The sequence below is a fragment of the Ignavibacteriota bacterium genome, from assembly GCA_016212665.1.
GTDB lineage: Bacteria > Bacteroidota > Ignavibacteria > UBA10030 > SZUA-254 > FW602-bin19.
Map to the genome: position 1 here is coordinate 80,510 of JACREZ010000045.1, position 23,138 is coordinate 103,647.

Consider the following 23,138-nt stretch of genomic DNA (forward strand, 5'->3'; position numbering starts at 1 on the left):
ACTAAGATATTTCATTGGTTTTGGAAAGCAATGAGATGAAGACATTCTCCAACGAAGGAGTAATTGTCCGGGAATCTGTGACTTCGAGCCCTGCATCAAAAAGCGTTTGTTGAATGATCGAAAGTCTCGTCGTGCTATCATCTACGACAATGTTGAGACGGTCTCCAAAGGTTTGAACACTTTGAACGGACGGTAAATCTTTCAGAACGTTCGATGCAGTTCGAATATCATTACAAACAATTTCAAGCACCTCGCCCTGCATCAACTGCTTGATGTTCTGCGGCGTATCAACAACCATCACGTTCCCTTCGTGCATCAGAGCGACACGACTGCATCGCTCCGCCTCATCAAGATACGGCGTACTCATAACAATCGTGATGTTTTGTTTGAGAAGACTCGAGAGAATTTTCCAGAAGTCGCGTCGGGAAACCGGGTCAACGCCCGTCGTCGGTTCATCGAGAAATATTATTTTGGGCTGATGAATGAGTGTACAGGCAAGGGCGAGTTTCTGTTTCATTCCGCCGGAAAGATGCTCAGCAAGTCGTTTGCGAAACGGAGTGAGGCGGGTAAATTCAAGCAACTCCTCTCTTCTCGGTTTGTAATTTTCCACTTCATGGATTTCAGCAAAGAACTCGATGTTCTCATCAATGGATAAATCTCCATACAAGGTAAATCGTTGAGAAAGATACCCGATTTGAATTTTGATGTGCTTGATTTCTTTGGTGAGGTCATGTCCGAGAATGGTTGCCGTCCCGCTTGTTGGAGGAAGAATTCCACACAACATTCTGAATGTAGTGGTCTTCCCTGCCCCGTCCGGTCCCACAATTCCGAACATTTCTCCCTGACGAACCGAGAAATTAATTCCATTGACCGCAACCACCTCTCCAAAATTTTTGGTCAGGTTCTCTATCTCAAGAACATTTTCCAAACTTGTAACTTTTCACTTTTAACTTTTCACTCAAGCGTAGCATCCGCAGGCATTCCCGGCTTCAACGTCAATTCAGGATTCGGGATTTCAATTTTCACTCCAAAAACAAGTTTCGTTCTGTCATCTTTCGTTTGAATATTTTTCGGTGTGAACTCGGCAATGGGAGAAATGTAAGTGACCGTCCCATCGAACGATTTATTCTCGAATGCATCAATCTGCACTTTTGCTGACTGTCCGATTTTTACGTTCGCAAGTTCGACTTCTGTTACATAAATCATCAAATGAACGTTCTCAAGTTGAGCAAGCCGGAACAACGCCCCACCGGGAGATATATTTTCTCCTTCCTGCATAATTTTCTGTGTGATGATTCCATCACATGGAGAAACAATCGTCGCATCTGATATTTTCTTTTTGATTGCGTCAACTGCGGCGCGGGCTTGGTCACGACGTGCCATTGCTGTTTCAATTTCTTCCGAGCGAGCGCCACGTTTTAGTTTCTCATACGTTTGTTCGGCAACAACAAGCCGCATCTTCACATCATCGAACTGTTTTTGTGTCGCGCTTTTCTGCTTGAACAAATCTTCAACACGTGTGTAATCGCTTTTTGCATTTTGGAGATTCGCTTCTGCTTGAAGTAAATCTTCCTGCCTCGCCCCTTTGACAATCAAACGATATTGCGCTTCTGCCGCAAGCGCGTTTGCTTCCGCTTGACGTAATTCAATATCAGCAAATTCATGATTGATGAACGCGAGCGTATCTCCTGCTTTGATGTTTGTGCCTTCATCAACAAGCAATCGCTTAATCTCTCCTGCAGCCTTTGCACTGATTGTTACCTGCGTTGCTTCAATAGTACCGGAGGCGGAAATTGATTTCGATTCTTCGGTTGAACAACCAACTAAGTACAAAGTACAGAGTACAAAGTACAAAGTACAAAAGTACGCTTGCTTCATTATCAACTCACTTCAATATTGCAACAACTTCCCGCTGTCTTGGTTCACCCGGCACAATCACTTTTTTATCTTTTGAAATATAGACATTGATTTCACTCCTGATTCCGAAATCGCCCATGAAGTAAATTCCCGGCTCGATGGAAAAGGAAGTTTCGGGAATAATCGTTCGTTCATCTTTCGTTTCGAGATTATCCATGTTCGCACCGCTTCCGTGCAAATCTTCTGTGATGGAGTGTCCCGTACGATGAATGAAGAATTCACCGTATCCATGTTTGACAATATGATTTCTCGATGCATCATCAACATCGCAGCCACGCACCTGTTTCCCTTCAGCAAACGATTTTGTAAGAAAATCAACCGCCGCATCCCGCGCATCTCTCACGATGTTGAATATCTTCGTGTATTTCTCCGGCACTTCCTTTCCGAGAAAACCAACCCACGTAATGTCATTGTACGTTGAGCCCGGTTTATTTTTTTTCGCCCATAAATCAATGAGGACAAAATCTCCTTCGTGCAATTCCGAATGGACATCCTTCGTTGGTTCGTAGTGTGGATTGCCGCTGTTCGCATTCACTGAACAATTCGGCGCTTCCATCGTTGTTAATCCGTTTGCTGTGAATTGTTGAACCATGAACTGCTGAACATCAAACTCCGTGATTTTGGATTTCGGATTTTGGATTTCGGATTTCATAAAGGCAAATGTTTTGTCAACAATTCCTCTCATGATGTTGGCAGTTTCAAGATTGTCCTGATATGCTTCTTCGCTCCAACGAGATTCAAACCACTGCGTCAGGTTCATGGAAGAGACAACATTCACTCCTGTTCGCTTGACCATCTCGATTGTTCCAGCATCAACTTTTGAGATGTATGGAATTGCATTGTTGGGTGAATACTCCATCGCTACGGTTTTCATTCCGGCAAGGATATTTTTCAGTCCCTCTTCAAGCGATTGCCAACTGAGAAAAATTGTTTTCTCCCCAGGGCAATGGTCAATGTTCCATCGCTCGATACTATGAACAAGTTTCTGTGGCTCGCCTTGAGCAGGAATCAAATAGAAAAATCTTCTCGTGTTGAGAATGTGTTTGGGATATTCAAGGATGCGCTGAGCATATTCATTCCGTTTCCAGAAATCATAGAAGAGCCAACCGTCAATGTTTTGTTCCTGTAAAGCCTGTTGGATTTTTTTGACTTTGTCAATCATTGGTTGAGAGGGTGTAGTTTGCATAGTTAAAAGTTCAAAGTTAAAAATATCCCGCTAAGCGGGATGGCGCAAAATGCGCTCAATAAATTAAAATTTATTTCTTCCGTTGGAAGATTGCAATGATAAGCGAAGCGACCAAAGCAGTTCCTATTGTTCCAACAAAGCCCATCACTGCCTGCATGAGAGAGGTTTGCATGGGAGCCATTGCTTGCATAGCTGTCGTCACTGCTTCCTCAGATAGTCCTTCACCTCTGAGCATTTCAGAATATGCGGCGTTCAAATCATTGAAATAATTTGGAAACACAACTGAAGTGAAAATCATTGATGAAACGAAAATGATGATTCCGCCATAGACAGAAATAAGTAAAGCGTTCACTACTTGACCGCCGTATGTTTTTGTTGAGGCGGTTTCTTTTAATGCAAAATAGAGAAGTATAATTTCGATAATGATGACTGCATAAAACATGTTCATCATAACCGGGTCAATGTACCAGCCCGTGAATCCCATGACATATGTCCACGCACTGCACAGTAGTCCTAAGATTAGTCCGTATTTTAATGTTGTATTCATAGTGTGTTGTTAGTTTTTTGTTTTTAGTTTTAGTTAGAAGTCATTAGTAATGTAAAAGAATATTTAACTTTGTACTCTACGCTCTACGCTCAGAACTCACTGCTTGTGTTTCGCACTTATCGCCACGCCACCGACGCCGATGAGAAGCATGATGATTGCCTGAACCATTGTTTTGTACGCAATCGTCGCTCCACCAAATACAGACTTGTAGAAAAACCAAATCGAAAGCAAAATCAAAACTGAATAAATTCCGAGCATAATACTTCTTGCTTTCCGGTTTGTTTCGGGTGTATCGGCGGAGAAAAATTTGTTGTATAAAAACAATCCGACCGTTGCAAGAATACCGAGTCCGGCAAAAATCATCCAGAACAATCTGATGTCACCTTCAACTCCGGTTTGTCCTACTAATGGTTTCAGCATCGCTTCATACATTACGCCGCCGAGATTTGAACCGACGAGACTTCCAATCACGCCGTACAAAAACGCGTAGCCCATGTACACGGCGACTTTATCTTTCGGCGCTACAAGTCCGATGTAACTGTAATATTTCGGATGGGCTGTCATTTCACCAATGGAAAAAACTACGATACCGAGAATGAAAATCCATACGTTCGTTGCAAACGCAAGGCAGACAAATCCAATCACCCCAATAACAATACCGCTCGTCATCGTAAGAACGGCGTTGGTGTTTTTAACAATCTTACTGACAAAGACCTGTAAGAGAATGATTGTTCCCGCATTTGTAATCGTAACAAATTCAGCATCAAAGGTGAATGGAATATGAAGCGTAGCAAATAAATTGTTCACGGGAGTAGCGTCAACAAAATCGCGCAGGAACCATAACACCGAACCAAAATTTTGGAAGTACAAAATCCAAAATCCCGAATAGACAAAAATCATCAGCATGAAACGGGCATCGCCAAGCACCATTGCCGCGCCGCGCATTACTTCTTTGATTGTTTTCGTGCTTGCAGGTTTCGGCGGGTCTTTGTACATGAACAACGTCGGAATCAACATTAGCGCACAATAAGCCGCGGAAGCAACGAAAACATAACTCCACGAAAACCCTTTCAGGTAACTGACGAGCAACGGTGCGAGAAATGCACCCATGTTAATCATCCAGTAATACACACCAAAACCGAATCCGGAATTTTTCTCGTTCGTCGTGCGCGCAATCGTTCCACTGATAATTGGTTTAAATAATCCCGCGCCGGTCGCCATCACTAATAAACTGATAAATACGGTTCCGTACGCACTCATTTGTCCCGTCAGGAAATAACCAACTGCTAAGAACGAAAATGCAACGGTTAACATTCGCCTGTAACCATAGCGGTCGGCAAGCGCACCACCGAGAATCGGGACGATGTACGTCAGTGCGTAAATCAGACTTTGTAAAAAGCCAACCGACTCCTCGCTGAAGCCCAATCCGCCTTTTACCACTTCGTCAGTCAGATACACTGCAAGAACCGAATTCATTCCGTAATACGCGCCGCGCTCGAACAGTTCCATGACATTTGCTACCCAAAAAACCTTGGGAAACGTACCTAATAAACCTTGTTTTGGTGTTTCACTCATTAATAATCCTTTTTTTGATTGGCTTGAATGTACAAAAAAAAAGTCACCTCAGGAAGATTTTTTGACCTGAAGTGACACTTTTTCTCTTGTCATTCCTGCGAAGGCAGGAATCCAAGAAACAGTTCATTCGTAGGACTAATGATTGGATACCTGCTTGCGCAGGTATGACACACTAATTTAATTCTACTTGATTCGACAACTCGTTCGTATCATCTGTTTTGCGAGGATAATGTTGCGCAAGTGTTTTTCCGATTGATTGCACTGCCTGAGAAATTCCTTCAACATATTTTCCCACTTTGAAATTTTCTGAGACTGTTTGAGCAACCGAATCCCATAAACTATCTGCTTTCAGATGAATTCCTTCATCCGCGAGAATGTAGAATTGGTGTTCTTCAAAAAGGAAGAACAGCAACACTCCGCTTCGGTCTTTTGTTAGATTCATCTTCAAGCGATAAAATTCTTTCAATGCTAATTCCTGCAATGAATTTTTCCGTTCCGTCCATCCGCGCTTAGCACGAATGCTCACCCGAATTTCTCCTGATGTAAACCTCTCCTGTTCCGAAATTACTTTTGCAATCTCATCGAGGTCTTGCTGAGTAAAATATTTTTTCAATAATTCTTTATACGTTCCAAACATACTTCACCAACTTCCGCTCGCGCCGCCGCCGCCGAAACTTCCACCACCGCCAGAAAATCCACCGCCACCACTCCATCCTCCTCCGCCAAAACTACTGCCGGAGAATCCACCGCCGCTTCCGAATCCCCCAAGAAAAAGTCCCGGGTAACGACTGAAGCCGCGTGGTCCGACAGTGAATCCGCCGCCCCCTCTTCGATTCCCAAAGAATCCGAAAAAGAGCGCCGCCATAACAATTGCAAAAACGATGAAGCCGATTGATTTACCTTTACGCGATGATGGTTCATCACCTTTGAACTCGCCTTGCGTTGCCTGCATAATGGCAGTAACACCTTCACGAATTCCATCGTAGTAATCTCCTTCTCGAAATCTTGTTCGAATGATGTTGCGATTGATTTGGTCACTGATTGCATCAGTCAGCGCGCCTTCAAGTCCGTAGCCAACTTCGATACGAAGTTTCCGGTCGTTCTTCGCGATGAAAAGAAAAACACCGTTATCTCTCCCCTTCTTTCCCAACTTGTTCTTCTCTGCAATCGCAAGCGAATATTCTTCGAGACTTTCCCCTTCAAGCGAGTTAATCATCAACACAACAATTTGGTTTGATGTCTTTTGTTCAAACTCTTGAAGTTGAGATTCAAGTTCCCGCACTTCCGATTCCGACAACGTTCCTGTTTGGTCAGTTACACGATGTCGGAGCGTCGGAATCTCTTGTGCATGAAGTGAAATGACGACAAACAGAAGGAAGATGCTGACAATAAGAATTTGATGAACGTTCTTATTCAATATTAACTCTGCGCTCTTTGCGTCTCTGCGGTTAAATCTATTCAATTGAACTCAACTTTGGGAGCTCTCTCCGCACCGGCTTCCGATTTGAAATACTGCTTCTGACCAAATCCGAACATTCCCGCTAACATTGATGCCGGAAATGTTCTGATGCGTGTGTTGTACTGCTGAACAACTTCATTGAATCGTTTTCGCTCGACTGCAATCCGGTTCTCTGTTCCTTCGAGTTGTGATTGCAATTGCAAGAAGTTTTCGTTTGCTTTCAGGACGGGATAATTCTCAGCGACAGCAAGTAAGCGCGACAAAGCGGAACTTAATCCTGATTGTGCCTCCTGAAATTTCTGAAAGAGCGCAGGGTCGTTCACCACTTCAGCAGTTGCCTGAATACTTCCGACTCGCGCACGTGCATTTGCCACTTGCTCAAACACTTCCTTTTCGTGTTCAGCGTACCCCTTCACCGTGTTGACAAGATTCGGAATCAGGTCTAATCTCCGTTGATATTGATTTTCCACCTGACTCCATGCACCATTGATTCCTTCATCCATTTTCACTATGGAATTGTAAACGCCCATTCCCCACAAAAATAGTCCGAGAACGAGGACAAAGAAAAAGCCGACAATTGAAAGTATGATTATTGTTGTTTTATTCATGATATGATAGTTTCCTTAAAATGTTAAGTAAGTTTACGCTAATATACTCAAATCAGTTTCAATCAAAGTGGTATTTATAAATCCAGAGTATACTAACCACAAAGACCACGAAGAAATTAGCACAAAGTACAGCAAGCAATAAATTCCTCTGAGTTCTTTATGAATAACTTGGTGCCATTCGTGTTTAAATAATTTTTACCACGCCTCTATTTCAAACCGGAACCTCAATACCATGTTGCATAATATCAGAAAGAAAGCCACTTCGGTCCGATGTTCCTATAAACAGGATCGGTTCGATTCGTTCATCAACTTGTCTTCTCAATTTCCATAGCAATGGAGTATAAGTAAAGTAATCTCCCTGCACTTCCTTTACTATAATTGCCACATCAATATCACTATGTTGTTGAGCAACTCCGTTGACGTAGGAGCCAAATAAAAATACTCGCTCAAGTTCAAAATGTTCTTTGAGCAATGTGATATACTTTTTAATGATATTTATAACTTCGTTTTTATCCATTGTTGCAGCGTTTTCGTTTTTTCAATGAGTTCATGACACTTTTCTTCAGATAAACTCTTCAATACTTTTTCTTTGTGTGAAGGATAACGGGCTTCGATATTAAGCGGCTCTAAGACATCAAGAAACGAACGTTGTTCTTCGCTTAGAAGTTCAACCAGATTTGATTTCCGTGAAAGATATGCAAGACTATGAGTGTAAGGAGCTATATCCGTATTTCTTGAATTGTAGTACGCCTTCATTATTTTCTCAATTGCCTGATGACACATGAACCCAACATACAAATATCGCTTACTCGATAGCATAGCACGGGCTGTCTCCAAATCGTAATCTGATAACTCTACCCAATATTGAACTTTGTCTATCATTACCACAGTTGTCTGTTATTATCAGGTTGCAAATCGTCCATATTCATCGAAAGTATAGAATAAAATCCTATGTCTTCCAAATCTTGGATTGAATCTATTTACCAATTCTCCTTCTCAAACCGAAATCCCTGACTCTGAGCGATGTATTCTATATCTCCCATCAAGAGAGGATTTCCGCACGTCAGAATTAAAGTGTCGCCCTGATTCATCCGGTCTAAAATATTTTCCTTTGAGATGCGCTGTGGTAGTTTCGGTTTCACAACCATGTTCAACAATCGCTCGGCTTTTGAAACATTATCGCCGTTTTCTCTTGCTGTTTGATACTCTTGTTCTTCTTTGAGAGGCATGCCAAAGAGAAAGCGGAGAATGTTATTTGCCCGACCAGTCCCTAATGTCGGCTCGGAATAATCTCGTTCAATCGGGCGACTGACAGTTGGAACGTACAACAAATCAATTCGCTTCGCCGCTTCGATTGCTTGTAACTCGGTGTGATAGCCAAGTTCTTGTGTTGTCCTGTTTGTGTGAAACAAAGTAAATCTCGTTGAGTGATGAATTCCCCGATGTTCTTCATAATGCAATTGCTTCAGCATCGAAACAAATGGCGCAAGTCCGGTTCCGGTTCCAACCATCACAATGTTTTTAAATCCTTGACGTAATTTATCGAGTGTGAACTCGCCGTTAATCTTGTTCACAAACTGCAACTTATCATCCACATCTTTTTCGATTTGAAAAAACGATTCGGTCAAGCGTCCGTAACGACCGGGTTCCATCATTTCAAGCGCAATGTAAAACTCCAAATATCCGTATTGCTTTGTTTCGTACGGCGAAGAAGCAAGCGAATACGAATGTGTCACGGTTCCTTTTTTCGGATTTCCATTCTCATCAAGTTCATAGACGTACGATTTTCTTCCGAGGTCATCAAGAACTCTTTTCGTCAGCCGGCAATTGTCCCGACTCAGTGCGATGTATTGTCCCGATTTATAATCAGGAAATTCGCTCCCACCTTCCGGAACGATTCTGAAGATTGAAAGAATCGGAGAGAGAGATTTTTGATAAATGACTTTCGCTGTCTTACGTTCTGCCATGGGCTGGTGAGTTGTGAGTGGTTAGTAGTGATTGGGATTTATGATTCAACCATTTACCAGTTAGGATTGGTTGGTCGTACATCAATCTCGCTGACCATGACATGCCGCGGCATCTTCAAAGCATCAACAACGACTTGTGCAATATCTTCTGCTTTCGGGACTCTGCTTGTATCTTTGTCTTTGGTTGATTCTGGATGAAATTCCGTATCAACCGAACCGGGACAAATTGTTATGACACGAATATTATGTTCGCGGACGTCAAGCATCAAACATCGAGCGAAACCAATCATAGCCCACTTTGTTGCGGCATAACCCGCGCCGCCTTTGAACGCATTTCTCCCTGCAAGCGATGCGATGTTGATGATTTCACCTGACTTTTGTTCTTTCATGTATGGAAGAACCGCCTTTGTACAGAGAAACGTTCCACGCATGTTCGTCCCCCACATCTTGTCGAAGTCAGAAACATTCAAATCAGCAACGGAGGCAAACGTACCGATTCCCGCGTTGTTGACGAGAATATCAATCCGTCCGAATTGTTTGAACGCTGAATCAACCAATCGCTGAACATCTTCTTCAACCGAAACATCGCATCTGATTGCAAGTGATTCTCTTCCAAGTTGTTCAATCTCTCTTGCAACCTTATCAATGTCTGCTTGAGAACGAGAAGCCACGACAACATCCGCTCCTTGCTTTGCAAGCGCAAGTGCGATTGCTTTGCCGATTCCTTTTCCGGCTCCGGTTACGATTGCGATTTGATTATTCATGATTTAGGATTTATGATTTATAATTGTTGATTTAAGTAAACGATGTGCGATATGAGATATGCGATATTGTAGAAAATCAAAAATCATAAACTCAAATCTCATATCTCATATCAATCGTTCAAGTCCCCGAGTATTGGTCTTAATACTATATCCTCAGCAACAACACTTTCCGGCATTCGATACGCGGCGAGAATTGCTTCAGCAACATCGTGCGGCTTCATCATTCGCTCTCCGTATTTTTGCCGGAGTTTAGGATGCCACATTTCTGTTTCCGTTGCGCCGGGAATAATATTAATGACTTTGATATTGTGCTCACGAACTTCTTCTCTCAGCACTTTGGCGAAGCCGTACAATCCTTCTTTCGCCGCTGTGTATGCACCGGAACCTTTGAATGTTTTAATCGCAACCGACGAAAGGATATTGATAATCCAACCGCTCTTCCTTTTTATCATTCCCGGGAGAACAACTTTTGTACAGACAATCGGTCCTTCGAGATTGATGTCAAGAATATCGTCAATCATCTCAAGCGATTCATCGGCTACATTCTTGAACGAAGTAATTCCGGCATTGTTGATGAGAACATCAATCCGTCCGAACTTCTTTTCGATTTTCTTCGCGGTGGATACAATTTGTTCAGTCTCGGAAATATCGCAGGGAAAGATATTTGCCCGTCCGCCCAACCGTCTAATCTCTCTTTCGACAAGAAACAGTTTCGATTTCGTTCTCGAAGATAAGCAGACTTCGCATCCAATCGAAGCGAACTGTTTGGCAATTTCCTTCCCGATGCCACGCGAAGCTCCCATCACCCAAACAACAGGACGAGTAATTAGACTTGTTCCTTTTTTCATAAATCCGAAATTGGCAATCCGCAATTCGAAATTTAAATAAGTTTCGTTCCGACCAGATGAAGAAACTCGGAACGAGTACGTTCATCATCACGGAAAGAACCGAGCATGGCGCTTGTGGTTGCAACGGAGTGTTGCTTCTCGACGCCGCGCATCATCATGCACAAATGTTTCGCTTCAATCACAACGCCGACGCCATCCGGTTCAAGCGCATCGAACAATGTCTCTGCTATTTGCTGAGTCATCCGCTCCTGCACCTGCAACCGCCGACTGAAAATTTCTACAATCCGCGGTATCTTGCTCAAGCCGACAATCTTTCCGTTCGGAATGTAGGCGATGTGCGCTTTCCCGTAAAACGGAAGCAAATGATGCTCGCACATGCTGAAGAAATCAATGTCCTTCACAATCACCATCTCGTCATATTTCTCTTTGAAGATGGCTTTGTTGAGAACTGCGCGAACATCTTCGTTGTATCCTTTTGTGAGGAACTGCCACGCCTTTGCAAACCGATGAGGAGTTCTGAGCAGACCTTCCCGCTCAGAATCCTCACCGATGAGATTCAGCAATTGTTCAACCGTTGATTCGAGTTGTTCGGTTTGCGTCTGTTTCTTCTTCACGTTCAACCCCGATACTCCGCGTAGTTGTTTGGCGTTTCATAGACTTTGAGCGAGTATAATTTTCCGATAGGAATTTTCGGTGCGAGAATATTCCAAAACACAACGGCAATATTTTCAGCAGTTGGGATAATCCCTTGCAAAAAGTCCACATCTATGTTGAGATGCCTGTGGTCAACCTTGTCGGTAATTTCCTTTTTGATGATGTCGGAAAGAATCTTCAAATCGAGAATCATCCCGGTCTCAGGGTCAGGTTCGCCCACGACAGTAACTTCGAGTTCGTAGTTGTGTCCGTGACCGTTTGCATACGCACACTTGCCGTAAATCTGCAAGTTCTTTTCATCGCTGAACCTGGGATTGAACAGACGGTGCGACGCGCAAAAATATTCTTTACGTGTAAGATAGACCATTACTTCTTCAACGTATCATAGACTTTACCGACGAGGTCAGCGCCGGGAGTGAGAGTTTTATCTCCCTCTTCCCATTTTGCCGGACATGCTTCACCCGGATGCGCGGCAACATAGACATGCGCTTTCATTTTTCTCACCAACTCTTCAGCGTTGCGACCGACATTATCAAAACTTACTTCCGAACCGACGAGTCGTCCTTCGGGAGAGATGATAAATGTTCCGCGCATCGCCAAGCCGCTTGGCTCTTCATACACACCGAACATGCGTGAGAGTTTCCCGGTCGGGTCTGCGCCCATCAGGTACTTCACGTTCTTCAACATCCCTTCCGATTGATGCCAGCCGAGATGTGTGTATTTCGTATCCGTGCTGACGGAGATTACTTCAACGCCAAGTTTTTTCAACTCAGCATGTTTCGCTCCGAGGTCGGCTAATTCGGTCGGGCAGACAAACGTAAAGTCTGCCGGATAGAAAAAGAGAATTGTCCATTTCTTTTTCTTCAAAATATTTTTCAGTTTGATTTCGACGAATCCGTGTTCGGTCGGGTCAAATGCGTCAATAGTAAAATCGGGAACTACGTCCCCGACATGAATATGAGTTTCAGTCATTTCGTTTTCCTTTTATATTTGATTGATAAAAAATACAACGTTCAGGGACTATCGCACGATAGTTAGATGCTGAAACAAGTTCAGCATGACGTGTAATTTTGTCAGAGTAACTCTAAAACTTCTTCTGTATGATTTGCAACTTTCACGTTTTCAAAGATGTGAGCAATCTTTCCTTTTTCATCAATGATGAATGTCGTTCGCACGATACCCATATATTTCTTTCCCATGAACGATTTCTGTTGCCAAACATCGTATGCGTTGATGACTTCTTTGTTCTCATCACTTAGCAAGGTGAACGGCAGTTCGTATTTCTCGGCAAACTTCGCGTGCGACTTCACTGAGTCTGCGCTCATGCCGACAATCTCCGCTCCTTTTGATTTCACACGCGCAAGATTATCCCGAAATGAACACGATTCCTTCGTACATCCGGGCGTATCATCTTTCGGATAAAAATACAGAACGAGTTTCTTCCCCTTGAAATCTTTCAGGGAGACGATGTTGCCGTGAGCATCGGGCAAAGAAAAATCGGGGGCTTTATCTCCAATCTTTAATTTCACGAAATGTTATGCTGCTATCAATGATTTATTGGGCTGAAAATAACGATCAAAAGATTGTGGACCTTTTATTTCATTGAATGTTATCATTTTATATTCATTCAAGTCAAAGGGTAGTCTGTTGATAATTTCTTTTTTCGTGATAATAGGAATAATGTGTTTATCAAGAACCCAAGCAGCACCTAGTTCTTGAAGTAGCCATTCAGAGGAGAGCGAATTCGGACTTAGCAACACGATAAAGAAATCACAAATATTTAGTTCATTTTTTAATCGGGTTCTCCAATCTTCACCTGCGCTTAACATTTCAGATGAAAATAGTTCTACATCAAATCGTTGTTGTAAAATTTGTTTAAGAAAACCCGCTTCCGATTTATCATTCGAGCTATAACTTAAAAATATCTTGAGTCTATGTTTTCTTTTATTCATTTCCTATTACCTTTATGTTTTCTTAGTCGTAAGATAAGTTCTTTCAAGTAGTTATCAAAGTCATTTAATTCTATTGCTTTATTTTGAGCGATAACATCTGGCATTTCTTCTGGGGTAATTTTATCTATAATTGGAACAATTACCTTGTTACCAAACCACGCTCCGCCTAATTCGATGAGTACCCAAGGTCTGTCAATCGAATTTTTTGTCAGAAGTATTAAGAACTCATCACACGAACGGAGGTTTTCTTTGATGGTGTCATTGATAGATTCTCCTCCAGCAATGTCACGCTCATCCAAAAATGTTCGAGCGTAATATTTCGACACCTTCTCCTCAATTAGCCGAGACATCTGACGCGCAATCCATCTGTCCTTTGTAGAATGACTAATAAATATAGTGTAACTCTTATTCCTATTTCGACGGGGCATTACAATTTTATTGTAAAAATTAGAATGATGTTAATGCGTTGTTCACTTCTTCGTATGGCGGTTCGTTGCCCGGCGAGTCGGAAATCCAAGCGTACTTTACCACGCCATTTGCATCAAGCACAAACACAGCGCGCTTCGATGCCGAGTAGCCTTTCAGTCCTGCAAAATCATCATGCACACCTGCATATTGTTTGATGGTTTCGCGTGACCAATCGCTGAGCATCGGGAAGGTTAATTTGTTAGCGTCGGCGAATGCTTTGTTTGCAAACGGGGAATCAACGCTGATACCGACAACCTGTGCATTGAGTGTGGAAAGATTTGCGGCGGCATCGCGGAAGGTGCACATTTCTTTTGTGCAAACGCCGGTGAATGCGCCGGGTAAAAATGCGAGAACGGTTTTCTTTCCGAGAAATTCCGAGAGTGAACGTTCTTTTCTGTCTGTGTCAACGAGTGTAAAATTGGGGGCTGTGTTTCCAACTGAAAGAGCCATTTGTGTTCCTTTTGATATTGTTTGAAATGATTTCGATTGAATTGAGTTGCAAAAGTAATTTTTGCGGTACAAAATTAGGAAAAGCCCGCCTCAAATCCAAAAGGGGAAATTTTAAAAATCTACACGGAGAGCAATGCCAAAATCGCGGTCAAGCGTGGAGAGATTGTTTGAAAAATCATTTCGTTTGATGAACTGATATCGTGCATCAAAAAATACCTCGTTTACAATTTCGTAGGTGATGAACGCCTGACCAACGTAAGTGTTGATGCGATTGCCAGCCAGAAATTCCTGCTCTTGCGGGTCCGTATCTCGATGTGGAATAAGAAAGTTTCCACCGACATTTTGAATCAAGATTTCATGTGAATCGAAAACATTTTCGCCTTCTCTCTGCATTTCGAATCGAAGTGATGTTGAGAGGCGATGCGTCGGTTGATAATCAAACTTGAAGAACCAACTATCGGAGTTCGGTCCGATGTGGTGGCTCATAATTCTGCCGAGACTTCCATAGTCATTATCTCTGGAACGATTGTGAGAGAAGATGTATGGCTCGGCACGTGTGTATTCGATGGCGAGTGAAGTATTGTCAACATTGAATGGGTCAACAACCATTGCTCCGAGTTGATAGGCAAATTTATTTTGCACGGAACTTGTTCCCCACTTCGGAAAATTAATATCGTCGAAAACTATTGATGCATGAATCTCCGTATTGTTAATGAAGTGAGTTTTCGCATCGAATGACCAAAGCACGTTGTCTCGTTCTTCCCGTGAACGCTGTGCTGATTCAATAAATGTTACAGGATTCAAGTACGCAAGGTCAGGAGAACGATTACTGTAAATAACCATCTCCTGAAAACCAAGTGCAAGTTTGGATGAGAAAGCAAACTCGAAACGGTGCGCACCGAAATATTTATCTGCAAGTACCGGTTCAGAAAAAGTATTATCATAGCGATGAAAGGTCGTCATAGTCTTCTGTCCCATCAACCATGCATGAAGAAATGTATATTTGAATGATTTGTACTCAATATCCGCACGAATGAAATCGTATAATCGTACATTATCGGAAAGAATCATCTTATCGCCGTAGCCGTTGCCCCACAACAATCGCTCACGTCCAATTTGCGCTGAGACTATTCCGCTCGCGTATCGAGCGTAGCCTTCGACAAAGTCAAAGTTCTGTGCATCGGTAATTCCCAGTGTATATGCCTGACTGATTTGTTTGTCCCTTCTCAAGACATCACGGCTTCCCCAGAACTGTGCATTCGTTACTTGAAGATAGAAGCCGAGTTTGTCATAGATTGTTCCACGAACTCTTCCACCAAATTGGAGAAACTCCGAGTGTTGCTTTCCGAGTGCATCCCCTTCACTTCGCAGTGCATCGAATGTTAGCAATCCATCAACAAAGAGATTAACAACAGAATCGTTGTAAGAGTACAAATACTTTTCGGCTTCGTTGAACCTTTCTCCCTCAATCCACTGCACGCCGTTTGTATCAATCAATGAATACGACTTATCAAAACTTTGAGAAATATCGAACTGAAATTCAGTAATAAAATCCTCCAGTTGCAATCTCTCAGTTTCCGTGAGATAAGATTGCTTATCAATTAATTGTTGAAGGAAGATTGCCACTTGATTTCGAGATAGTGGTAAAATTGCATCACGATACTTTTCGATTACACCCTTCACTTCCATCCGCTTCAAAAAATAATAGACAGGATTACTCACCGGAACATTCTCCACCTGCGCATCAACACCAATGACGAATGACAAATAACAAATGACAATAAATAAATATTTCTTCACAGCTATTCTTAGAAGTAAAGTCCGTACCAAATCGCAGAAGGAGAAATGCGTACCGCCGGCATCGGTAAATGGAAATAGTTCAACGATTCGCTGAGTGTTTTCATCCACGGAACATCTTGCGGTAATATTTTCGTCATGTCAACATCGAGTGCGAGAAACCAAACCGGATACGGTTCGTTCGTCGTGCCGACAATATCTCGTGCGCCGTAGCCAACAGCAAGACAAAGAAACTCAGGCATAATATTTTTTATCGGTTCAGGTGTGATTGTTTTGAAATGCGTCGTCAGCCAGAATGTTTGTCCTTCGTAATCATCCATGAGGAGATGTTGTTGACCTTGAAAACCTGTTCCGCCGGGACGATTGAGTAGATCAGACGGAAGATAACTGAATTTCAAATCGAAATTATCGAGCACCGGAACATGATGTTGAGCGAGGGGCCAGGCGGCTCCGGCAACATCCATTGCAAAATCTACGCGGTCAAATCCCCACGTGGAAAATCCATCTTCAACTTCAAGAAATGTTTGGAACAACAAACTTCCACCCGCTCCGTACCAGAGCGATTGCTCTTCATCCACATTCGACCATTGCAACGATTGAGAGATAACATACGTCAACGCGGATGCGCCATGAAAATGTCCAATCTTATCCACGCCAAGACTGTATGATAAATCTTCCTGAAAATGAAACGAGGTTCGGTTATCCTTCCACCAACCATTTTGTTGGTAAATGTGAATCGCGGTCATTGAACCAACTAATGCGCCACTGACGAGAGAAAGGCGAGTGTAGTTGATTTCTTCGTTTACTGTATCAGTAAGTTTGTCGGTTAACAAAATAGATGTATTTGTAATAGCAGACGGAACAGATTCTTCATCCCGCTCTACGAGCCGTAGGCTAAAGCGGGATTCGTTCGGAATGACGCTGGTGTTGTTTATGGAAAAATGTTTTTCACGTTGGGCTAAACATGGTGAAGTGACAAACCAAGAACTACAAACCACAAACCACAAACCACAAACCATCAACCGAATCATAAACACTTAGTTCAAGACGTATGAAGTTTTTCTCTGAAATACTCCAGAGTTTTCTTCAATCCCTCCGCGCGAGGCACTTTCGGTTCCCATCGGAGAATCTCTTTCGCTTTGGTAATATCCGGCTGACGGACTTTCGGGTCATCTTCCGGCAGTTCTTTAAAAATGATTTTGCTTGAACTGTTTGCAAGTTGAATGATTTCCTCAGCGAGTTGAATCATAGGGATTTCATCCGGGTTGCCGATGTTCACCGGCTCAATAACATCAGACATGAGCAGGCGAAAAATTCCATCAATCAAATCATCAACGTAACAAACGCTTCGCGTCTGGCTTCCATCTCCGAACACAGTGACCGGTTCGTTGCATAGAGCTTGCGACATGAACGCGGGAATAGCACGCCCATCTTCAACTCTCATTCTTGTTCCGTAGGTGTTGAAGATGCGAACGATACGAGTGTCAACGCCGTGGTAGCGATGATATGCCATCGTGATTGCTTCGGCAAATCGTTTTGCTTCATCGTACACACCGCGCACGCCGATGGGATTAACATTTCCCCAATACGATTCTGCCTGTGGATGAATGAGCGGGTCGCCGTACACTTCGGATGTTGATGCAAGAAGGAACGTTGCGTTCTTTGCTTTTGCCAAACCGAGCGCTTTGTGTGTGCCGAGCGAACCGACTTTCAGAGTTTGAATCGGGAGTTTCAAATAATCAATCGGGCTTGCGGGCGAAGCGAAATGAAGAACGTTATGTACTTCTCCTTCGATGAAGATGTAATTCGTTACATCGTGTTTCACAAAGCGGAAACGTTCGTTGCCAAAGAGATGTGCAATGTTTGCCGAATCTCCCGTAATCAAATTATCAATGCAAATGACATGATGACCTTCGGCAAGTAATCTATCGCACAAGTGCGAGCCGAGGAAACCGGCTCCCCCCGTTACAACACTGACCGTATGATTGTTCTTCATCGTTTATTATTTCGCCCGACACTGAAATACTTGAATCCCATTTCATTCAAGATTGCCGGGTCGTAAATGTTTCGACCATCGAAAATGACGTGGTGTTTCATCAGCGATTTCATCCGTTGGAAATCGGGACGTCGAAATTCATTCCATTCTGTGACAATCACGAGAGCATCAACACCGTCAAGCGCGTCATAATTATTCTTGAAAAACTTGACCGATTTACCAAGCAACTGTTTTGCAGTTTCAATTGCAATCGGGTCGTGAGCGTGAACAGCTGCGCCATGCTTTACCAATTCATTAATGACTGCAACGGATGGCGCTTCACGCATATCGTCCGTGTTTGGTTTGAAGGCAAGTCCCCAAACGGCGATCTTCTTTCGCTTGAGGTTGCCCTTAAAATGTTTGATGATTTTCGCGGCGAATCGTTTGCGTTGATTTTTATTGACTTCCTGAACTTCCTTCAGAATTTTAAAATCATATTTGTAATCGGTGGATGTTTTTACAAGTGCAGAAACATCTTTCGGGAAACATGAACCGCCATAACCAACACCTGCAAACAAGAACTGAGAGCCGACGCGGGGGTCTGTTCCGATTCCTTTGCGAACAAAATCAACATCCGCGCCGACTTTCTCACAGAGATTGGCAATCTCGTTCATGAAGGAAATCTTCGTGGCAAGAAATGAGTTTGCCGCGTACTTCGTCATCTCAGCGCTTCGTTCATCCATGATGATGATGGGATTGCCTGTGCGAACAAATGGCGCAAACAAATCCTGCATTATTTTAATCGCCCTTTGACTTCGCGAGCCAATGACAATTCTATCCGGCTTCATGAAATCGTTCACTGCACTTCCTTCTTTGAGAAACTCCGGATTGGAAACAACATCAAACTCGTGGTCTGTCTGCTGACTGATTACTTCACGAACTTTATCAGCAGTTCCGACGGGGACAGTGCTTTTATCAACAATTACTTTGTAACCGTTGATATTCTTCCCGATTTCTTTTGCGGCATCAAGAACATGTCTCAGGTCAGCTGAGCCATCTTCCGATTGCGGAGTCGGGAGCGCAAGAAAAATTACTTCCGAGTGTTTCACTCCTTCAGCGATGCTTGTAGTAAACTTCAATCGTTTCTCAACGACATTCTTTTTCAAATATTCTTCGAGACCAAGTTCGAAGATTGTACTTTTTCCCTGGCGAAGCGTGCGAACTTTTTTGATGTCTATATCAACACAAAGAACGTCATTGCCACTTTCGGCTAAGCACGTTCCGACAACCAGTCCGACATATCCTGTTCCGATTACACTGATTTTCATTTTCTTTTCAGATTAAATATTACGACGTTATGCTGAATTTATTTCGGCTCTATAAATCACAAGAGAATAGATTCCGACATTCGTCGGAATGACGTTGTGAGTTTGTTTCTTAAATATTATTTATTGAAAAATTCTTTTACTTTTGTTGCCACAATTTCGACCTGTTCATCCGTCATCTCTGCATAAAGGGGCAGAGAGATACATTCATCGGCGGCTGATTCTGTTTGTGGGAAATCTCCTCGCTTGTATTTCATGAATGAGTACGCCTTCTGTTCATGCAATCCGCGTGAGTAATGAAGCGCCGTTGCGATTTCATGTTCTGCCAAAAATTTTTGTAACGCGTCCCTTTTCTTTGTTCGAATGACAAACAGATGATAAACATGATACGCGTTTGGAGATTCAAACGGAAGAATAATATCACCGACATTTTGTAAGAATGTTCGATAAAGTGAAGCAATTTCTCTTCTTCGCTCTGTCCATTTCTGTAAATAGTTCAACTTCACACCAAGTACCGCACCCTGAATTCCATCCATGCGATAATTGTGACCAATCATTTCATGATTGTATTTGCTCACCTGTCCGTGGTCACGCATCTGTTTCATATTCAATGCAAGCACATCATCGTTCGTGGTGATAGCACCCGCTTCTCCGAACGCGCCTAAGTTCTTCACAGGATAAAAACTGAAACATGCTGCATTACCAAACTCGCCGACAAACTTTCCGTCATACGTTGCAAGGTGTGCCTGCGCCGCATCTTCAATGACATTCAGATTATGTTTCTTCGCAATCTCCATGATTGCGTTCATATCTGCCGCTTGTCCATACAAATGAACAGGAAGGATTGCCTTTGTTTTCGGAGTGATTGCCTTTTCGAGCGCAGTGACATTCATTGTATATGTTTTCGGTTCGATGTCAACAAAAACCGGCGTTGCACCCAGCAAAGAAATTGCTTCAGCGGTAGCAATGAATGTATAAGGCACTGTTATCACTTCATCGCCGGAGTCGATTCCGTTCGCCCACAATGCGAGGTGGAGGGCATCTGTTCCTGAACCGACCGCAATGCAATGTTTTACGTTGTGTGCTTTTGCAAATGCAGTTTCAAAATCAGAAACTGCTTTGCCAAGAATGAATTGGGAATTATCAATCACAGAACGAATGGCAGAATCGAGTTCCGTTCTGATGAGTTTGTGTTGGGCTTGTAAATCAACTAAGGGAATTTTCATAGATTGTCAATATAGAAATGCCTCCACTATGCGGAGAGGGAGAGATTCGAACTCTCGATAGCCTTACGACTACACTAGTTTTCGAGACTAGCGCCTTCAACCACTCGGCCACCTCTCCAATCAATTAAAAAATGCAAAAGTAAAAATGGGTCATTTGATGAAATGCCTTGCCAATTTACCAAAAGACCTTCATAAAACCAAAAGAGACGGCTTCACTGAACAATCAAGCATAAATCTTCAATTCCTGTCCAACGAAAATTTTATTGTCTTTCAAGTTGTTCCATTCCTGCAAGTCGCGAACGGAAACACCGAATAAGGCGGCGATGCTGTTCAGCGTATCCCCTTTCTTGACAACATAAATCTTCGCTTGCGTTTTTGTCGTGTCCGGCGATTGTGCAAGATTTTTCTTGGCTGAACTCATCGGTCGCGTTTCGGGTGTGTAGATTTCTAACTTCTGTCCTACAATAATTTTGTTCGACCGTAATCCGTTCCATTGTCGAATATCTTTGACAGAGACTCCATACTTTGTCGCAATCGCTCCCAGGTTGTCCCCCTCTGCAATTGTAATTGACGTCCAATCTTTCCCCGTCTTCACAGCAGAAACATTTTTTGATTTTTCTGCAAGAAGCGTTTTCTGTTCCTCTTCCGTTGCTGATTCTACTTTGGAATAGTTGTCAACTTTTTCTTTCGGCACCCACACATCAAGTTGTTCATCAATATGAAGAGTTTTTCCATACGCGAAATCATTCCACACTCGCAAATCGCTGACACGGACATCGTACAACTCTGCAATCCTTCCGAGTGTGTCACCTTTCTTCACTCGATATTGTAACTTTGATTTCCCTTCAGTGTTCTTTCCCGTGTTGGATTTCTTCGGTCGTGCGGCTTTGCTCAATTGTTTCTCAACATCCTCATTCGAAACGATTGATGCACTACCGCGCATCGGCGGAACAGGGACAATCAACTCCTGACCAATCGAAAGTTTTTTCTTCGGCGGGATTTTGTTTGCCTCAGCAATCATTGAGGAAGTGATTCCGTATCGCTTCGCAATTCGTGCAAGCGTTTCACCCCGTTTTACTTTATGAATATGCCATGAGCGTTTCTGACTCTCAGGAATTTGGTCATAATTCTTCATGAACGTACCTGCTGTTCCTGAAGGAATTCTCAACGTATAATCGGTCACTCCGGGAGGCGTACACCACTTTAACAACTCAGGATTCAATTCTCGAATAACAGTCGCATCCGCTTCGGCACATTGTGCAAGTGTATTTAAATCAATCGAGCCCGAAATATTGACAACATCATAACTGAGAGAGTCCATCAAGGGAACATCAAACCCGAACGAAAGAGGGTCAAGTGCAATCGTTGTAGCTGCGATGTATTGTGGAACGTAATTTCTTGTTTCCCGCGGCAAGTGCGGGCGCATCTTCCAAAAATCTTTCGAACCGCTTCGTTTAATTGCCCGCGTTACTCTCCCCGCGCCGGAATTGTATGCGGCAAGAGCAAGATACCAATCTCCAAAGTCAGTATATAAATCTTTCAGATGTTTTGCGGCGGCACGAGTTGCTTTTTCGTAGTCGCGCCGTTCATCGTACCACGAGTTTCCTTTCAATCCGTACAACTTGCCTGTCCCCTTAATAAATTGCCAGATGCCAACTGCCTTCGCCCATGAGCGCGCTGTCGGATTCAATCCGCTTTCGACCATTGAAAGGTGAACAAGTTCTTCCGGCACGCCTTCTTCTGCAAAAATCTTTTTCATCATAGGAAAGTATTTTCCCGAACGACTCAACCATTTTTCATAATGTTTCTTCGCACGAGTTTGAAAATATTGAATATACTCCTCAACGTGACCGTTGATAACTAACGGAATGGTGGTTGTGGTGATAAGTCCTTTCGTAATATCTTTTTCAGGACTTTCATTTTCCTCGGCAAGTTGATTCAGTTTCTCCCGCAAAGCAAAGACAGACGTTTCACCTCCAAGTACATCAATTTCAGCAATGTACTTTTCGTAGTCTTCGATAACCGAACGACTTAAATCGGTAAACTCCTGATTGCTTTCAATGTTCGGAAAGAACGATAATTCATTCAGGATGGCAATCGCATACTCAAACTCATCGGCAGAACGTTGCGTGTCTCCTAATTCGCCTGATTCGAGCGCGTTCATATAATGCTCTCGAGCGCGCTCCAGCAGTTGAATGGTCGCCGCTTCCGTGTTCGAATCATTCGTTGTATAGAATGGCGAAACGGTTGCCGCTATCATTTCCCTTTTTGATAACGTATCGGCAATAACAAAAGGAAGTGGCTCTTCCTTCTGTGGTGTTGTTTTGGCTTCTGAACGCTTAACCTGCTCAGTTGAGCACCCCGCGAGGAGAAGCATGAAGATTGCCAAACAAAGAACTGATATTTTTCGTTGTTTCATC

Annotated in this window: 26 protein-coding genes and 1 tRNA gene; all 27 read right to left on the reverse strand. The window is 43.0% G+C overall.

Annotated elements, in window-relative coordinates; genetic code table 11:
• Window position 1: 1 nt before the first annotated feature.
• The 27 genes from HY960_15840 to HY960_15970 all read right to left on the reverse strand — a co-directional run bounded on the left by HY960_15840 (window position 2) and on the right by HY960_15970 (window position 23,137).
• Complete coding sequence (locus HY960_15840; GenBank protein ID MBI5217225.1) at window positions 2-928, reverse strand: ABC transporter ATP-binding protein; 927 nt, start codon at window positions 926-928, stop codon at window positions 2-4.
• Window positions 929-954: 26 nt separating this feature from the next.
• Window positions 955-1,878, reverse strand: coding sequence for an efflux RND transporter periplasmic adaptor subunit (locus HY960_15845; GenBank protein MBI5217226.1), 924 nt, complete (start codon window positions 1,876-1,878; stop codon window positions 955-957).
• A gap of 7 nt (window positions 1,879-1,885) precedes the next feature.
• Window positions 1,886-3,103, reverse strand: coding sequence for an aminopeptidase P family protein (locus HY960_15850; protein MBI5217227.1), 1,218 nt, complete (start codon window positions 3,101-3,103; stop codon window positions 1,886-1,888).
• A 70-nt stretch (window positions 3,104-3,173) separates the two neighbouring features.
• On the reverse strand, window positions 3,174-3,650 hold the full coding sequence (locus HY960_15855) for a DUF4199 domain-containing protein (protein MBI5217228.1): 477 nt from the start codon (window positions 3,648-3,650) through the stop codon (window positions 3,174-3,176).
• Window positions 3,651-3,746: 96 nt separating this feature from the next.
• Window positions 3,747-5,225 (reverse strand): MFS transporter, encoded by a 1,479-nt coding sequence (locus HY960_15860; GenBank protein ID MBI5217229.1) that lies wholly within the window; start codon window positions 5,223-5,225, stop codon window positions 3,747-3,749.
• Window positions 5,226-5,397: 172 nt separating this feature from the next.
• Window positions 5,398-5,862, reverse strand: a complete 465-nt coding sequence (locus HY960_15865; protein MBI5217230.1) for a TPM domain-containing protein — start codon at window positions 5,860-5,862, stop codon at window positions 5,398-5,400.
• A gap of 3 nt (window positions 5,863-5,865) precedes the next feature.
• A complete protein-coding gene (locus tag HY960_15870) occupies window positions 5,866-6,642 on the reverse strand; it encodes a TPM domain-containing protein (GenBank protein MBI5217231.1) in 777 nt (258 codons plus the stop codon).
• 41 nt (window positions 6,643-6,683) lie between these two features.
• Entirely contained in the window at window positions 6,684-7,292 is a 609-nt protein-coding gene (locus HY960_15875) for a LemA family protein (protein ID MBI5217232.1), read from the reverse strand.
• A 211-nt stretch (window positions 7,293-7,503) separates the two neighbouring features.
• The gene (locus HY960_15880; protein MBI5217233.1) at window positions 7,504-7,809 is read right to left on the reverse strand and encodes a nucleotidyltransferase domain-containing protein; all 306 of its coding nucleotides are present in this window, start codon (window positions 7,807-7,809) and stop codon (window positions 7,504-7,506) included.
• Window positions 7,788-8,174, reverse strand: coding sequence for a HEPN domain-containing protein (locus tag HY960_15885; protein ID MBI5217234.1), 387 nt, complete (start codon window positions 8,172-8,174; stop codon window positions 7,788-7,790). The genes HY960_15880 and HY960_15885 overlap by 22 nt, the downstream gene beginning before the upstream one ends.
• 98 nt (window positions 8,175-8,272) lie before the next feature.
• Complete coding sequence (locus tag HY960_15890; GenBank protein MBI5217235.1) at window positions 8,273-9,259, reverse strand: hypothetical protein; 987 nt, start codon at window positions 9,257-9,259, stop codon at window positions 8,273-8,275.
• A gap of 53 nt (window positions 9,260-9,312) precedes the next feature.
• On the reverse strand, window positions 9,313-10,023 hold the full coding sequence (locus HY960_15895; GenBank protein MBI5217236.1) for an SDR family NAD(P)-dependent oxidoreductase: 711 nt from the start codon (window positions 10,021-10,023) through the stop codon (window positions 9,313-9,315).
• Between the two features lie 110 nt (window positions 10,024-10,133).
• Window positions 10,134-10,871: an SDR family oxidoreductase gene (locus tag HY960_15900; protein MBI5217237.1), complete on the reverse strand. Its 738-nt coding sequence runs from the start codon at window positions 10,869-10,871 to the stop codon at window positions 10,134-10,136.
• 32 nt (window positions 10,872-10,903) lie between these two features.
• Complete coding sequence (folE, locus tag HY960_15905; GenBank protein MBI5217238.1) at window positions 10,904-11,491, reverse strand: GTP cyclohydrolase I FolE; 588 nt, start codon at window positions 11,489-11,491, stop codon at window positions 10,904-10,906.
• Window positions 11,488-11,892 carry a 6-carboxytetrahydropterin synthase gene (locus HY960_15910; GenBank protein MBI5217239.1) on the reverse strand — a complete coding sequence of 135 codons (405 nt, stop codon included), beginning with the start codon at window positions 11,890-11,892 and terminating at the stop codon, window positions 11,488-11,490. The genes folE and HY960_15910 overlap by 4 nt, the downstream gene beginning before the upstream one ends.
• The gene (locus HY960_15915) at window positions 11,892-12,497 is read right to left on the reverse strand and encodes a redoxin domain-containing protein (protein ID MBI5217240.1); all 606 of its coding nucleotides are present in this window, start codon (window positions 12,495-12,497) and stop codon (window positions 11,892-11,894) included. The genes HY960_15910 and HY960_15915 overlap by 1 nt, the downstream gene beginning before the upstream one ends.
• 101 nt (window positions 12,498-12,598) lie before the next feature.
• Complete coding sequence (bcp, locus tag HY960_15920) at window positions 12,599-13,054, reverse strand: thioredoxin-dependent thiol peroxidase (GenBank protein MBI5217241.1); 456 nt, start codon at window positions 13,052-13,054, stop codon at window positions 12,599-12,601.
• Window positions 13,055-13,060: 6 nt separating this feature from the next.
• A complete protein-coding gene (locus HY960_15925; GenBank protein ID MBI5217242.1) occupies window positions 13,061-13,477 on the reverse strand; it encodes a toll/interleukin-1 receptor domain-containing protein in 417 nt (138 codons plus the stop codon).
• The gene (locus HY960_15930; protein ID MBI5217243.1) at window positions 13,474-13,905 is read right to left on the reverse strand and encodes a toll/interleukin-1 receptor domain-containing protein; all 432 of its coding nucleotides are present in this window, start codon (window positions 13,903-13,905) and stop codon (window positions 13,474-13,476) included. The genes HY960_15925 and HY960_15930 overlap by 4 nt, the downstream gene beginning before the upstream one ends.
• Before the next feature lie 19 nt (window positions 13,906-13,924).
• Window positions 13,925-14,395, reverse strand: coding sequence for a peroxiredoxin (locus tag HY960_15935; protein MBI5217244.1), 471 nt, complete (start codon window positions 14,393-14,395; stop codon window positions 13,925-13,927).
• Between the two features lie 111 nt (window positions 14,396-14,506).
• Window positions 14,507-16,195 carry a hypothetical protein gene (locus HY960_15940; protein MBI5217245.1) on the reverse strand — a complete coding sequence of 563 codons (1,689 nt, stop codon included), beginning with the start codon at window positions 16,193-16,195 and terminating at the stop codon, window positions 14,507-14,509.
• Between the two features lie 8 nt (window positions 16,196-16,203).
• On the reverse strand, window positions 16,204-17,223 hold the full coding sequence (locus HY960_15945; GenBank protein MBI5217246.1) for a DUF2279 domain-containing protein: 1,020 nt from the start codon (window positions 17,221-17,223) through the stop codon (window positions 16,204-16,206).
• Between the two features lie 11 nt (window positions 17,224-17,234).
• Window positions 17,235-18,188 carry an SDR family oxidoreductase gene (locus HY960_15950; GenBank protein MBI5217247.1) on the reverse strand — a complete coding sequence of 318 codons (954 nt, stop codon included), beginning with the start codon at window positions 18,186-18,188 and terminating at the stop codon, window positions 17,235-17,237.
• Complete coding sequence (locus HY960_15955; protein MBI5217248.1) at window positions 18,185-19,495, reverse strand: UDP-glucose/GDP-mannose dehydrogenase family protein; 1,311 nt, start codon at window positions 19,493-19,495, stop codon at window positions 18,185-18,187. Before HY960_15955 ends, HY960_15950 begins: the two co-directional genes overlap by 4 nt.
• A gap of 116 nt (window positions 19,496-19,611) precedes the next feature.
• Complete coding sequence (locus HY960_15960) at window positions 19,612-20,718, reverse strand: DegT/DnrJ/EryC1/StrS family aminotransferase (protein ID MBI5217249.1); 1,107 nt, start codon at window positions 20,716-20,718, stop codon at window positions 19,612-19,614.
• Between the two features lie 31 nt (window positions 20,719-20,749).
• Window positions 20,750-20,836 (reverse strand) — tRNA-Ser (locus HY960_15965).
• Between the two features lie 105 nt (window positions 20,837-20,941).
• Window positions 20,942-23,137 carry a LysM peptidoglycan-binding domain-containing protein gene (locus tag HY960_15970; protein ID MBI5217250.1) on the reverse strand — a complete coding sequence of 732 codons (2,196 nt, stop codon included), beginning with the start codon at window positions 23,135-23,137 and terminating at the stop codon, window positions 20,942-20,944.
• Window position 23,138: the final 1 nt, after the last annotated feature.

Bases quoted from the DNA above. Each gene is read 5' to 3' on its own strand.
- HY960_15880 (MBI5217233.1), bottom strand. From the start codon at position 7,809: ATGGATAAAAACGAAGTTATAAATATCATTAAAAAGTATATCACATTG.
- HY960_15935 (MBI5217244.1), bottom strand. From the start codon at position 14,395: ATGGCTCTTTCAGTTGGAAACACAGCCCCCAATTTTACACTCGTTGAC.
- HY960_15970 (MBI5217250.1), bottom strand. From the start codon at position 23,137: ATGAAACAACGAAAAATATCAGTTCTTTGTTTGGCAATCTTCATGCTT.
- HY960_15925 (MBI5217242.1), bottom strand. From the start codon at position 13,477: ATGAATAAAAGAAAACATAGACTCAAGATATTTTTAAGTTATAGCTCG.
- HY960_15930 (MBI5217243.1), bottom strand. From the start codon at position 13,905: ATGCCCCGTCGAAATAGGAATAAGAGTTACACTATATTTATTAGTCAT.
- HY960_15855 (MBI5217228.1), bottom strand. From the start codon at position 3,650: ATGAATACAACATTAAAATACGGACTAATCTTAGGACTACTGTGCAGT.
- HY960_15915 (MBI5217240.1), bottom strand. From the start codon at position 12,497: ATGACTGAAACTCATATTCATGTCGGGGACGTAGTTCCCGATTTTACT.
- HY960_15945 (MBI5217246.1), bottom strand. From the start codon at position 17,223: ATGATTCGGTTGATGGTTTGTGGTTTGTGGTTTGTGGTTTGTAGTTCT.
- HY960_15895 (MBI5217236.1), bottom strand. From the start codon at position 10,023: ATGAATAATCAAATCGCAATCGTAACCGGAGCCGGAAAAGGAATCGGC.
- HY960_15960 (MBI5217249.1), bottom strand. From the start codon at position 20,718: ATGAAAATTCCCTTAGTTGATTTACAAGCCCAACACAAACTCATCAGA.
- HY960_15875 (MBI5217232.1), bottom strand. From the start codon at position 7,292: ATGAATAAAACAACAATAATCATACTTTCAATTGTCGGCTTTTTCTTT.
- HY960_15845 (MBI5217226.1), bottom strand. From the start codon at position 1,878: ATGAAGCAAGCGTACTTTTGTACTTTGTACTTTGTACTCTGTACTTTG.
- HY960_15910 (MBI5217239.1), bottom strand. From the start codon at position 11,892: ATGGTCTATCTTACACGTAAAGAATATTTTTGCGCGTCGCACCGTCTG.
- HY960_15890 (MBI5217235.1), bottom strand. From the start codon at position 9,259: ATGGCAGAACGTAAGACAGCGAAAGTCATTTATCAAAAATCTCTCTCT.
- HY960_15885 (MBI5217234.1), bottom strand. From the start codon at position 8,174: ATGATAGACAAAGTTCAATATTGGGTAGAGTTATCAGATTACGATTTG.
- HY960_15955 (MBI5217248.1), bottom strand. From the start codon at position 19,495: ATGAAAATCAGTGTAATCGGAACAGGATATGTCGGACTGGTTGTCGGA.
- HY960_15850 (MBI5217227.1), bottom strand. From the start codon at position 3,103: ATGCAAACTACACCCTCTCAACCAATGATTGACAAAGTCAAAAAAATC.
- HY960_15865 (MBI5217230.1), bottom strand. From the start codon at position 5,862: ATGTTTGGAACGTATAAAGAATTATTGAAAAAATATTTTACTCAGCAA.
- HY960_15860 (MBI5217229.1), bottom strand. From the start codon at position 5,225: ATGAGTGAAACACCAAAACAAGGTTTATTAGGTACGTTTCCCAAGGTT.
- HY960_15900 (MBI5217237.1), bottom strand. From the start codon at position 10,871: ATGAAAAAAGGAACAAGTCTAATTACTCGTCCTGTTGTTTGGGTGATG.
- HY960_15950 (MBI5217247.1), bottom strand. From the start codon at position 18,188: ATGAAGAACAATCATACGGTCAGTGTTGTAACGGGGGGAGCCGGTTTC.